The organism is Chryseobacterium sp. UNC8MFCol (assembly GCF_000482305.1).
Lineage (GTDB): Bacteria > Bacteroidota > Bacteroidia > Flavobacteriales > Weeksellaceae > Chryseobacterium > Chryseobacterium indologenes.
In genome coordinates, this window is sequence record NZ_AXUZ01000003.1 from 33,564 (window position 1) to 46,690 (window position 13,127).

Below are 13,127 nucleotides of genomic sequence, written 5' to 3' on the forward strand. Positions count from 1 at the left end.
TAATTATTTTTTAACAATTACAAAGCTCAAACTTCATTCCTGATCGTTTTACAATGCTATTTTTTTTCCCTATTTTTGTGAAATGAGTCAAAAATGGATTTATAAGCCTGAACCCGATGAGGAAGTTGTGGACAGACTAAGTTCGTCACTTGGTTTTGGTACTTTTGAATCTAAGCTCCTCGTTCTGCGGGGAATTGACAATTATCAAAAGGCCAGAGAATTTTTTAAACCGAACCTTAACGATATTCATAACCCGTTCTTAATGGCGGATATGCAAAAGGCTGTTGAGCGCATTGCTACTGCAATTGAAAACGGAGAAAAAATATTGGTATATGGCGATTATGATGTAGACGGAACCACAGCTGTAGCCCTGATGTACCTTTATCTCAGCAAAATTGTTGAGAAAAAATACCTGGATTACTATATTCCGGACAGAAATTCTGAAGGATATGGAATTTCTACAGAAGGAATTGATTTTGCGAAAGAAAATGGTTTCTCCTTAATCATTGCCCTCGATTGTGGAATAAAGGCACTTGATATGATAAGCTATGCCTCTGGTTTAGGGATAGACTTTATTATTTGTGACCATCACCTTCCGGGTGAAGAAATTCCTAACGCAGCTGCCGTTCTTGATCCTAAAAGAACCGACTGCCGATATCCTTTCAAGGAACTTTCCGGATGTGGTGTAGGCTTTAAGCTTTGCCAGGGATTAAATACCATTTATAAAATTCCGGAAGCCGAATTATTTGAACTTACGGACCTTCTTGCTATTTCCATAGCAGCCGACATCGTTTCAATGACCGGAGAAAACAGGGTTTTAGCCAAAATGGGGTTAAAAATCCTGAGGAAAACAAGAAATATGGGATTAAGACTATTAATTCCTGAGGATAAACTTTCCCATTTTGAAATTTCCAATATTGTTTTTGAAATTGCTCCTAAAATTAATGCAGCCGGAAGAATATCTCATGGTAAAGCCGCGGTAGAATTAATGGTTTCCGACAATTTAAAGCATGCCAACCAGATTGTGAATGATATCATGAACCTCAACGATGAGAGGCGTGAACTGGATATGAATTCTACGCTGTCTGCCTTGAATCAAATTATAGAATCCCAGCAGGAAACAAAGCATACTACCATCGTTTATCATCCTGAATGGAATAAAGGAGTAATCGGTATTGTTGCCTCACGGCTTATTGAGACCTATTACAAACCTACCCTTGTATTTACTGACGGTAACAATGGGGAAATGGTAGCTTCTGCAAGATCTGTTTCTGATTTTGACGTTCATGAAGCTCTTGATATGTGTTCTGAATATTTCCTTAAATTCGGAGGGCACCACGCCGCCGCCGGACTTTCTATGGAGAAAGATAAGTTTGCTGCATTTAAAGAGAAATTTGAAAGAATTGTTTCTGAAAAAATTCAGGAGCACCAGAAAGAGCCTTCTATTTCGATTGATACGGAAATTAAAATTGATGAAATCAACAGAGAATTTATCAATTTTCACAGAAAACTCGCTCCGTTTGGCCCTCATAATATGAAACCTATTTTTACATTGACAAACCAGAAGCTGTCTGGCTATGTAAAAACGATGGGAAAAGATAACAACCATCTTAAGTTTTATATTAAACAGGAATCTACCGGAAGAAATATTGAATGTGTCGGTTTTAAACTCGGGCAGTTTGTTGATGATTTTAAAACTAAAAGTTTCGATCTGGCATTCACATTGGAAGAAAATCACTGGAAAGGCAATGTAACCCATTATCTTAATATCAAAGATGTAAAGTTCAGAGAATAATTACTGTTTTACCTTATCTGTTGCTTATCATCTCTTACTTTGACAAATGAAAAAAATCGGTTTATTTTTTGGATCTTTTAACCCTATTCATATCGGGCATCTTATTTTAGCTAATTATATTCTGGAAAATTCAGACATGGATGAGCTTTGGTTTGTAGTGAGTCCGCAAAATCCGTTTAAAGATAAAAAGTCATTGCTGAATGACCACAACAGACTGGATATGGTTCAGCTTGCTGTAAAAAACTATCCGAATATGAGAGCTTCCAATGTAGAGTTTTCACTTCCGAAGCCCAGCTACACGATTGATACTCTTACCTATCTTCATGAAAAGTATCCCGAATATTCTTTCAGTTTGATTATGGGAGAAGATAATCTGGATAGCCTTCATAAATGGAAAAACGCTGATATACTGATCAAAAACCATCATATTATTGTGTACCCCAGAGTGTTTGACGGAGCAAAAAAGGATTCTGAATATCTGAGGCACGATAATATTTCTTTGGTAAAGGCGCCAATAATAGAACTTTCTGCCACTGAGATCCGCAATATGATTAAAGAGGGTAAGAATGTAAGGCCCATGCTGCCACCCGAAGTTTTTGAATATTTGGACGGAAGCAGTTTTTATAAGTAATTTTGCAAACCAGAAATCAGAGGTTAGAAGTTTGATAAAACTCTTACTTACAGCACTCAAATTATACGTAAAGAAATGAACTTCATCGAAAAATTTTTCAACAAATATTCCCAGGACAAAATCATTAAGTGGTTTAAACAGATTTGTCTTGCAGAGGCCATTTCATGTATTTTACTGTATTGTGTAGCTATGATCTGGATTCGATATGATGAAAATCTGTATTCTATTATTTTCATTAGTGTAGTGGGAAGTTTACACGGCTTATTTTTTACACTTTATCTTTTATTATGTCTTCCTGCAAGAAAAATTTACAACTGGGATGATGAAGATTTTGTGTTTGCTTTATTAGCAGCATTTTTCCCTTTTGCTACGGTTTGGGTCGATAAAAAACTGGCTCAATTCGACAGAGAATAATCACTTTTTTAATAAAATCTGAATTTTTGCTGTAACAAAATTGTTGTTACAGTTGTCTTATTATACAGAAAGGTCAGGCAAACCATATTTTTCATTTAATTTTTATTCATTGTAAATCAATTAATTAGATATAAATAAAAATATTTTTCAGTACTTTGTATTGCATAATACTAAATTAATTACATATCTTTGTAATGTTAAATAACTAATCATACAAGCTATTAACAATTAAAAAATAATCATCATGAAAACTCAAATCCTTATAGCAGCTTTATTTTTCGGCGGATTGATAACTGCACAGCAAAAAAAAGACAGTCTGAAAGTAAATGCTATTGATGCGGTGAATATCAAGAAACAGGTTTTCAAAAAGCAAGGTGATCGGTTAATATATGATGTGGCATCTTCTCCTATTGCAAAGGGAACCAATACTTTTAATCTTTTAAAGCAAACTCCTATGATTTCCAGTATTGACGGAAAAACATTAAAGATTCTGGGAAAGTCTGATGCCATTATTTATATCAACAATAAAAAAACCAATATGGATTCTGAAGCATTGATAGAAATGCTGAAGTCAACTCCCTCAGAAGATATCCAGAAAATTGAAGTGATTACTGTTCCGGGAAGTGAATTTCAGGTAGAATCTAAGGAAGGAGTTATCAATATTGTCATGAAAAAGAATAAAAACAACGGCTATAACGGAACCTTGAAAATGCAGAATGAACAGGCTTATTACAATAATCCTAATGCAGGAGCATCATTTAATTTCAGACAGGGAAAATGGTCGGGGAATTCAAATTTCAGAACGGGAAGCTGGACAGAAAGACAAAAATACTCTTTATCCAACGGAGACTCAACCTTCAGAAATGAGTCTTATGGTTTTAATGATGATCCTAATAAAAACTTCAGTGGCGGATTCAATATCGACTATGAGATTAATAAGAGACAAAGCTTAGGATTTTCGTATAACATGAGATACAACAAAAGTTTCAATTCGGTACTTGATATCACCAACTGGCAAAATGGTGTTTTAAAAAACAGAACGGTTAATAACGAAGATGCACAGACAAGAAATCATTCTTTTAATCTCAATTACGAGCTAAAAACAGATTCTCTGGGTAGTAAACTTACTTCGAATGTCTCTTATTTATGGTTTAACCGGGATAAAGTAAGTTTCAATGAAAGTTTTCCTCTGACAAATGATACGATCAATAAATACGGGGCACTTCACCAATCAGTTCCACAAATTATCAACAACTATGCAGCCAATATCGACTATCTTAAAAAAACTGCCAAAGGAGCGACCTGGTTAATGGGAATCAGCTACAACCGTACCAATACAGATAATGATACAAGACAGGATAAACTTTTAAAAGGTGAATTTGTCATCGACCCCAACCAAACCAACCACTTTATTTACAAGGAAAACATATTGGGAATCTACCTCAACTATGAAAGAAAACTGACGGAAAAATTATCCGGAAAAATAGGAGCACGTTACGAAATGACCAGAAGTACGGGAGATATCGTAGACAAAACAGGATTTGAGAGAAACTACAATAACCTGCTACCCTACCTGAATCTAAACTACACCATCAATTCTGACCACAACCTCAGCTATACTTTTTCCAGCAGAATCAGAAGACCTCGATTTTGGGAACTTAATCCTTCCAGAACTTATTTTACTCCAACCAATTATACACAGAACAATCCGTTTATACTGGCATCCAAATATTACAACCAGGAGCTTAATTACATGTATAAAAATGCATTCTATGCTAATCTTAGTTTTAATATGGTAGAAGATGCTGCTGCCTCTGATATGCTTCCTTTACAGGGAACGGTAACGGCTCCTCAAAAAGATGATGATGGTAAAATCATTTACGATATTAAAGGAAATCCAATCATGCAGACTACCCGATTTCTGAGATACATAAGAACCAATTATGGGAAGAGCAGGGAACTTAGCCTGACCCTGGGTATGAATAAATCCTGGTTCAAAGATATCTGGACAACGAACTACTCTGTAAACCTGTCTTATGTAACCTATAAAGGTGCTGTTCTGAATGATCCTACTTCTATGCCAGCTCCAGGGGAAATTGAGGTGGTGGATCCTTACATCATTGATATTAAGAACTACAATATGTCTGCGACAATCAACAATATTGTCAGGCTTTCTTCTAAAAAAGACTGGTTTTTGGGGGTCAATTACTTTTTCTCCAGCAAAGCAGCTACGGAAGCAGGAACAGTAGGGGTAAGACAAAGCTTCGATCTTAACCTGAAAAAAATTGCGGGTGACTGGACTATCATGGCGGAAGTGAGCGACTTATTTAATCAAAGCTACTACAGGGTCAACGGAATACAGCCAGATGGAAAATACAATAACATCACAAACTTCAGCTATCCGAGACTGATAAGTATAGGAGTTACCTATAATTTCGGGAACCAGAAACTAAAAAAAGCAAGGGAAATGAAATCAGCCAATGATGCTGTAAAATCAAGAACCTAATATCATAAAACTATATCATTCAACCACTCTTAAAAAAAAACAAACATGAAACGTATCCTTTTGTCAATGGCTGTCATCTTCGGAACCTTTGCATTAGCTCAGGAAAAGAAATCCGACACGGCAAAAACAAAAAATATAGAAGGAATTACCCTCACTAAACAGGTATTCAAGAAACAAAGCGACCGTTTTGTATATGATGTTGCTGCATCGCCTGTTGCTAAGGGAAATACTACTTTTGACCTCCTTAAACAAACTCCTTTGTTATCTTCAACAGATGACAAAACATTAAAGATTGCAGGAAAAAATAATGCCCTCATCTATATCAACGGCAGAAAAACAAATATGGATGCAGAATCTCTGGTTCAGTTCCTCAAAAATACACCTGCTGAAAACATTCAGAAAATTGAAGTTATTACAGTTCCCGGCAGTGAATATCAGGTAGAATCTTCAGACGGAATCATCAATATCGTATTAAAGAAAAAGATGAGTGACGGACTTAACGGAAATATGAGGTTTTCAAACACACAAAGTAAATACAATGCCAGCCAGGCAAGCTTCTCTGCCAATTACAGAAAAGATAAACTGGCCATCAGCGCCAACCTTAATGGTGGTGAAAATATTCAGGCACAAAGATATGTATTGAGAAACGGAACTGCAGATACTTCCAATGAATCTGTAGGAGACATCGATGATCCAAACAAAAACATAGGTGGCTACCTCAACATTGATTACCAATTGACAGATAAAAGTAACCTTGCTCTTTCCTGGAATACATGGGCCAATAAAAGCTACAACTCAACTGTAAGTTTATTCAATACCATAAAAAACGGCAACAACACGGTTTATACCTGGTCAAAAAATAAAGAAGATGCCAGAACATACAATAATTCTCTGAACTTAAACTATGAATTAAAAACGGATTCTCTGGGGAGTAAATTGAATGTGAATGCCGCTTACCTGAATTATAAAAGATTTCAGTTTACCGACAACAGGACGTATGCCTCAAATAGTAATGGAGACATTAAAGATATGACCACTCAGGTATTCCAGGACCTTCCTCAGATTATTAATAACTTCTCAGGGATGGTTGATTATATCCAGAAATTTAAAAATGACCTGACCATTTCAGTAGGAGGAAATTATAACAGGACAAAAACTGATAACGATTCTAAAAACATAACTTACTTTTATGATCCGGCAAAAAACCCTGATCCAAAACCGAATCACTTTATTTATGACGAAAATATCTATGGATTGTATGTAACGGCAGAAAAGAAATTTTCTGATAAATTTTCCGGAAAAATTGGTGCCAGATATGAGATCACAAACAGCCTGGGAACTTCTGACAATGCAGCCACTGAAGATCTGAAAAGAATTGAAAGAAATTATAATAACTTTCTTCCTTACCTGAGTTTCAACTACGCAATTAATGAAAAAAACAATATCTCCTATTCCTTCTCCAGCAGAATGAGAAGACCGAGCTTCTGGGAAATCAACCCGGTAAAAAACATCCTTACAGATTATAATTATACACAGAATAACCCTTTTGTAAAAGCCTCGTCTACCTACAATCAGGAACTTACCTATATGTATAAAAATTCATATTTCCTGATTTTAAACCATTCTTATTTTAAGGATGCTATTACCCAGGTACCGTTGCAGGGCTATCCTGTATCTCCGGATGGAACCGTTGGATCAAACCCTGTATTGAGATACATCAGAACCAATTTCGGAGACAGACAGGAAATGTCTGCCATGTTTGGAATTCAAAAGTCATTCTTCAAACAATACTGGACCACCAACTTTAATATCGGACTTCAGCATAACATCAACAACGGAAGCCTGGATACCGATCCTACAACAGGAGATCGCTTTAAAAATAAAGATGGCCAGTTTATTGTATATACTAATAATATAAAATCTACGAGTCTTTTGATCCAGACCAATAATACCATCCGTCTTGATAAAAAGAAAACGTGGTTCCTGGGAATTAATTATTTCTATATAGATAAGCAACAAATTGAGCTCGGTCAATTAAAAAGCCTGATGAGTTTAGACCTTAGTATAAAGAAAACCTGGAATGACTGGACTTTCGCAGTGAATCTTAATGATATTTTAAGAACAAATATTGTTAAGATCGAAGATTACCAGGCCAATGGAAACTACAATTATGTACACCAAAACCAGTACCCAAGGAACATCATGGTAAGCCTTACCTACAACTTTGGAAATCAGAAGGTGAAAAAGGTAAGAGACATTGAAGGGGCATCAGACTCTATTAAAAGCAGAACAAGATAGAAATTATCTTTCTTCATATTTAAATCAATTATTTTGTACACAAACCCGTTGAGATCTCAACGGGTTTTTTATCTTTAATGGTATGAAAAAAAGGTTGATCGGAACACTTTTATTGACCACCTTATTTCTTCTTTTAATAAACTGCAAAGACAAAAAGATTAGTTTTGATAATAAGGTCGGTTTTGATAAAGAAGAAAACATTTCATATGGCCCACATTCCGGACAAACCATGGATCTTTATATTCCTCATAAAAAAATCACCGAAAACACAAAGGCTTTTATCATGATCCATGGAGGTGGCTGGCGTGCCGGAAATAAATCACAGCTGACATTCTTTGCCTTATCATTGATGAAGCAGTTTCCCAGTCACATTTTTGTTAATATGAATTACCGGCTTGCTTCTGAAACTGAATATGCCTTGCCCAATCAGACAGACGATATCGGCCATGTGGTTTCTTTTTTGGAGAACAAACTTCATTACTCTCCTCAACTGATCCTATTGGGAAACAGTGCCGGCGGCCATTTATCCATGTTATACGCTTACAAGTGTGACCTTTTGAAAAAAGTTAAAGCAGTTATCAATATTGTCGGACCGGCAGATCTTTCCGATTCCGGTTTTAAAAATTATCAGGAATACTCCTTTGTAGAAAGACAGCTTGTAGATCCTCATTTTCCAAAAGCCGGAATTTCAGATATCGAGGTGGCCAGTCCTGTATACTGGATTACAAAAGAATCACCTCCTACTCTATCTTATTACGGAAAGAACGATCGGGTCATTCCATCCGGCCGGGGAAAAATACTCGATTCTGTTTTGTCCAGAAATAATGTACTGCATGAGTTTTATGAATTCAATGGCGGCCATCTGGATTGGGACAAATCACCAAACGATGTTGTTCTCATCGATGGTATAAAATCATTTCTACAAAAGGCTGATAATAAATAACACCCTGATAAATCAAAGTGTGTTTATAAAAGAATTATTTATTCTGATCTAAAAACCTCTGTTCTTTCCGACATTCCGTTGGCATTAAAGGCTTCAATCTGAAAATAATAAGCATCTGCTCTGTCAGCACCCGTAAAGAAATACTCATTCTTTCCGTATACCATGATGCTGCCATATAATTTATCCGGTGATTTCCCCCAATAGATGACGTATCCGTCTGCTTCAGGATTTTGTTGCCATTTCATCCAGATACTTCTTCTTTCACCATATTTTTTAGGATCGGCTCTTAACGGAACAAAGCCTTCAACCTTCTTAGGTTGTTCTCCTGCTCCCTTTCCAAATACCCTGAAGCCGCTTAAGGCAAATTTTCCGGTAGGCATTTTCAGATTTTCCATCTTAAGAAATCTTGCGGAGGCTGGCTTTTCCAGTTCGATATAATCATGCGGAACATCTTTGGTATTTTTACTTTTATCTACTAATACTTTCCATTTTTTACCGTCATCAGATCCGTAGATTTTGTACTGATGCATTTTTCCTGAAGTTTTCCCCATAAACTCAGCATCCTGATCTGCATAGTTGATCTGAATGGCATTGATCGTTGAAGTCTCCCCAAGATCAGTCTGGAACCATTCTCCGGTGTTTCCGGTTTTTGCGCTCCAGTAGGTTTTAATATCTTCATCTACTGCAAAATTGGGCTGGTAACTTCCCAATGTAGAAGAAACCTGCACGGGTTTGTTATAGTTCAGTAACATCCATCCGGCAAAAAGTCCTTTGCTAAAATCCTTTCCTTGTGCATATTGGGGAAGGTAGGTCGGATAATCTCCATACGCTGTGTTGCAATACATTATGTCATCTTTATCAAAACCAGCCGGCCAGATTCCAAGTCTTCTTTCAAAATTATTTTTGGTGGAAATAAAAATAGTGGAAACGTGCCACCAGTTTTTAAAGTTATCCTCAAAAGTAGCACCGTGCCCTGCTCCTCTGGCAAAACCTCCCGGTTTGTATGAAAAAGGGTTGTGCTGCTGATATTCGAAGCCTTCCAAAGGACTTTTACTCACATATACTCCATCCGAATACCCACTGAATTCAGTGGCTGGAGCTCCGTACTGCATATAATATTTTCCGTTATGCTTTGTCATCCATGCTCCTTCTACAAAAGGCTGCAGAAAAACATTATCATTGTACTCCCCAAATCTTTCCCAACCATGGTCTTCCGGCTTTAATCTGAGGATAGGCTTTACAAAACCTTCTGACTGAAGAGTCTTTACTTTGACTTCAGTTCCCAATAGCGGCCATTCATTGCTGGATCCCCAATAGAGATAAAGTTTATTTTTATCTTCATCATAATGGAACGCCGGATCCCAGGCACCTACTTTTAAGGTATCCACGGCAATTTTCCAATCGTCTTTAGTAGGATTTGTACTTTTCCAGATCGGGAAATCCTGCTCCCATGTTGAACCGAAAACATACAATGTATCTTTCATGGCCCAGACGGCCGGAGCATTAAGATCGTGAATATATTTATTATCTCTGAGAAATTTTCTTTTGACAAATTTCCAGTCCAGCATATCATCACTATACCAATATCCCTCCTGGTTGGTGGAGAAAAGGAAAAGTTTATTTTTAAAATTAACAATTACCGGATCTGCTGTAGCACGGTGTTTCCCTTGTTTCGAAAAGGCTTCAAACGGCGTATAGCCATAATCAATATTGATGGGATTACAGAATGTCTTCTGCTGGGCACCTATTACAATTCCAAGGAAAATAGCTATTGACAGAAAGTATTGTCTCATTTTTAGATTTTAAAGATTAAGGCAAAGTTAGCTAACTTTTTTGGGTTTCATCAAGGCAATACTATCAAGAAAGAAATTGACATGGCTCAGTCTTATCAAAAAAAAACTTCTGACTCTGTTTCCAAAGTCAGAAGAATATGTAAGGTTGTTACTGATAATTATTTTTTTGGCAGAAACACTTCAGCAAGCATACATCTTGCACTTCCGCCTCCGTTTACTTCAATTGTGTTAAGATCTGAATAAATAATTTCGCAGTATTTTTCAACAGCTGCTACCTGTTCCTTCGTTAAGGACTGGTATGCCGTCTGGCTCATTACCAGGAATTTTTCGCCGTCTTTATTCTGAACCTGAAGCATATTTCCTGCAAACTGCTGCATCTGTTCTTCGGAGATTTCTATGATTTCTTTTCCTGAGTTTTTGATGGTTTCAATCACCTTCTCTCTTTCCAGCTCATCATCAATACAGTCAAGGCAGATTACGACAAACTTGTCTGCGACACACATCATGACATTGGTGTGATAAATGGGAAGTCTTTCTGCTCCTACTGTCTGAAAAGAATGGAAAACGACCGGTGTAAAATTATATTTTGCACAGAATTCTCTGAATAAATTTTCGTCTAATCTCAGAGAAATTGAACCATATGCTATTTTGTTATCGTGATCGAAGATCATACTTCCCGTACCTTCAAGAAAATGCCCTTGGGTCTCAGGAAAGGACCAATCATCAATTTCAGCGACTTCAAACCCTTGTGCTTTGATGGTTTCAATAATATCATCCCTTCTTTCCACTCTCCTGTTGGAAGCAAACATCGGATATAAAACAACTTTTCCATCTTTGTGAAAGCTCACCCAGTTGTTAGGAAAAATAGAATCCGGAGTATGGGGATCTAATGTGTCTTTTATACTGATCACATTAATCCCTTTACTTCTCAGCTTTCCTACAAAAGTATTGAACTCTGCCAATGCCTTTGACTGAATATCTGAACCTGTCTGTTCAACCTGAAAATAATTATTTTCTGCAGTTTCTGCGTTGTAACCGAATGCTATCGGCTCTATCATTAATACGGTATCTGTTGTTTGCATTTTTATTTAGTTTGAGGGTGCTAGTATTTGAGAGTCTGAGATATGATTTACTATCAATTCTCGTCATCTTTTTTAATTGATGAGAATGAACACCATTTTTCTGACTGACCCGTCATATTTACTAACATTCCTATTATTTGATTATATTGTCTGTGTGAATCATTATATTGCTCTACATTAATGTAACAGCAAGCATATGCAAATTGGAGCCATGTTTGAGTTTCTCTTGCTTCACCCTCTGAATCTTTTTCCCCAAGCTTCACTTATATTCGCAGAAACTGATCTTGATGATCTCCTGATCTGATCTGTTAAAGTGTATAATTCTACTTTGGGAAAAAATTGAGAGTTTATCAATTTGTTGTGCTGTTTCAAAAGACTTTTGATAAACTTTTAAATCCTGATGAAATTTAATTGTTGACATAATTTATCAGTTAATATTAGACAACTCCTTTTCCCCACTCTAAAACTCTCCGACACTCTAACTCAGCTACTCTCTCACCAGAGGCATTGTGGAACATCTCAGCAATCCTCCCATTTTAGAAATTTCTCTGTACGGGATTTCTTCAACGGTCATTCCCCACTCGTTTCTTAAATGGTTGTTCATTCTTGTAAATGCTTTGTCTGAAACAACTACTTCAGGGGAAATAGAGAAAATATTCGGGAACATTTCAAACATTTCTTCATCATTGATATGGAAACAGTTTTCTTCTCCGAAAATATCAATAATTAATCGGTAATCACTTTCATCAACAAATCCGTTTTTATAGATAATACATTTGTCTTCACCCACAGGATTGAAAGTACAGTCAAGATGAAGAATACCTTCAAAAGGAACTTTGTCATTCTTCTTTAGTTCAAGATCAATGATTCTTTTCTTGGGAAAATATTCTTTTAAAATTTCGATCGCATATTCGTTGGTTCTGGCCGTTTTATAGTTTCTGTAGTCTTCGCTGAAGCAAGTTCCTATAAAAAGAAAATCGTTCCATACAATGACATCTCCGCCTTCGATATGTGCTGTTTCCGGAAGATTGATAATTTTTCTCCAGGCCACTTTTTCAAAAACACTTTTGTAGGCTTCCTGTTCGTCTGCTCTGTCGGCGATCACGTTGGAAATAATCATTTTATCATCAATAACGAAGGCTACATCTCTTGAAAAAACCTGGTTGTAATCCTGGATAATACTTGGACGAAGCACTTCAACGTTATACTTTTTTAAAACTGCTTCAAAAGCATTCATCTCATTGATGATATCCGCTTCTTTAGGATAAATGTTGTGTTCGATTGAGTAATATGACTTGGCGTCATAACTTTCCTCTAGCGTGGGAACCGGTCCCAGTGAATTAGGCTGGCCTAGAACTACTGACTTCAGCCTCCCCGTTTCGTTTTTAATGTTTAGTTTCATAAAGATTTATGCAATACTACAAATATAAGTAAAGGTCTCTATCTATAAAACTTTTGGATTATTTTATGTATAAATTTGATGGGTAGCGGGCTTATCTTTTCATATTTTTTAACAAAATCAGTCACCAAAGGTTCCTAACCATCTATAACTAACTATATTTCATCTACGTAAGAATCCCGGATTTGCTGAAAAAGTAAAAACAACTTCCTACATTAGGGATATAATTCTCGAGAAATTATACTTCATAAAACTTTACTATTAAC

At 36.4% G+C, this 13,127-nt stretch carries 9 protein-coding genes and 1 pseudogene; 6 read left to right on the forward strand and 4 right to left on the reverse strand.

The genetic code is table 11. The features are described from left to right. Window positions 1-82: 82 nt before the first annotated feature. The 6 genes from recJ to M030_RS0100185 all read left to right on the forward strand — a co-directional run bounded on the left by recJ (window position 83) and on the right by M030_RS0100185 (window position 8,587). Window positions 83-1,795, forward strand: coding sequence for a single-stranded-DNA-specific exonuclease RecJ (gene recJ / locus M030_RS0100160; protein WP_027371689.1), 1,713 nt, complete (start codon window positions 83-85; stop codon window positions 1,793-1,795). Window positions 1,796-1,841: 46 nt separating this feature from the next. Continuing rightward, window positions 1,842-2,426, forward strand: a complete 585-nt coding sequence (nadD, locus tag M030_RS0100165; RefSeq protein WP_027371690.1) for a nicotinate (nicotinamide) nucleotide adenylyltransferase — start codon at window positions 1,842-1,844, stop codon at window positions 2,424-2,426. A 75-nt stretch (window positions 2,427-2,501) separates the two neighbouring features. After that, a complete protein-coding gene (locus M030_RS0100170; protein ID WP_027371691.1) occupies window positions 2,502-2,840 on the forward strand; it encodes a DUF3817 domain-containing protein in 339 nt (112 codons plus the stop codon). A 244-nt stretch (window positions 2,841-3,084) separates the two neighbouring features. Next, window positions 3,085-5,346, forward strand: coding sequence for an outer membrane beta-barrel family protein (locus M030_RS0100175; RefSeq protein ID WP_027371692.1), 2,262 nt, complete (start codon window positions 3,085-3,087; stop codon window positions 5,344-5,346). Between the two features lie 45 nt (window positions 5,347-5,391). After that, window positions 5,392-7,644 (forward strand): outer membrane beta-barrel family protein, encoded by a 2,253-nt coding sequence (locus M030_RS0100180; protein WP_027371693.1) that lies wholly within the window; start codon window positions 5,392-5,394, stop codon window positions 7,642-7,644. An 82-nt stretch (window positions 7,645-7,726) separates the two neighbouring features. Further along, on the forward strand, window positions 7,727-8,587 hold the full coding sequence (locus M030_RS0100185; RefSeq protein ID WP_027371694.1) for an alpha/beta hydrolase: 861 nt from the start codon (window positions 7,727-7,729) through the stop codon (window positions 8,585-8,587). A 38-nt stretch (window positions 8,588-8,625) separates the two neighbouring features. Here the strand turns inward: M030_RS0100185 and M030_RS0100190 are convergent, their stop codons facing one another. The 4 genes and pseudogenes from M030_RS0100190 to M030_RS0100205 form a co-directional block, all read right to left on the reverse strand. Beyond that, window positions 8,626-10,380 carry a discoidin domain-containing protein gene (locus M030_RS0100190; protein WP_027371695.1) on the reverse strand — a complete coding sequence of 585 codons (1,755 nt, stop codon included), beginning with the start codon at window positions 10,378-10,380 and terminating at the stop codon, window positions 8,626-8,628. A gap of 158 nt (window positions 10,381-10,538) precedes the next feature. Continuing rightward, complete coding sequence (ctlX, locus tag M030_RS0100195; RefSeq protein WP_027371696.1) at window positions 10,539-11,462, reverse strand: citrulline utilization hydrolase CtlX; 924 nt, start codon at window positions 11,460-11,462, stop codon at window positions 10,539-10,541. A gap of 53 nt (window positions 11,463-11,515) precedes the next feature. Continuing rightward, window positions 11,516-11,834 (reverse strand): annotated as a pseudogene (locus M030_RS23485) (four helix bundle protein). A 115-nt stretch (window positions 11,835-11,949) separates the two neighbouring features. After that, a complete protein-coding gene (locus M030_RS0100205; RefSeq protein ID WP_027371697.1) occupies window positions 11,950-12,864 on the reverse strand; it encodes a dimethylarginine dimethylaminohydrolase family protein in 915 nt (304 codons plus the stop codon). Between the last annotated feature and the right edge of the window lie 263 nt (window positions 12,865-13,127).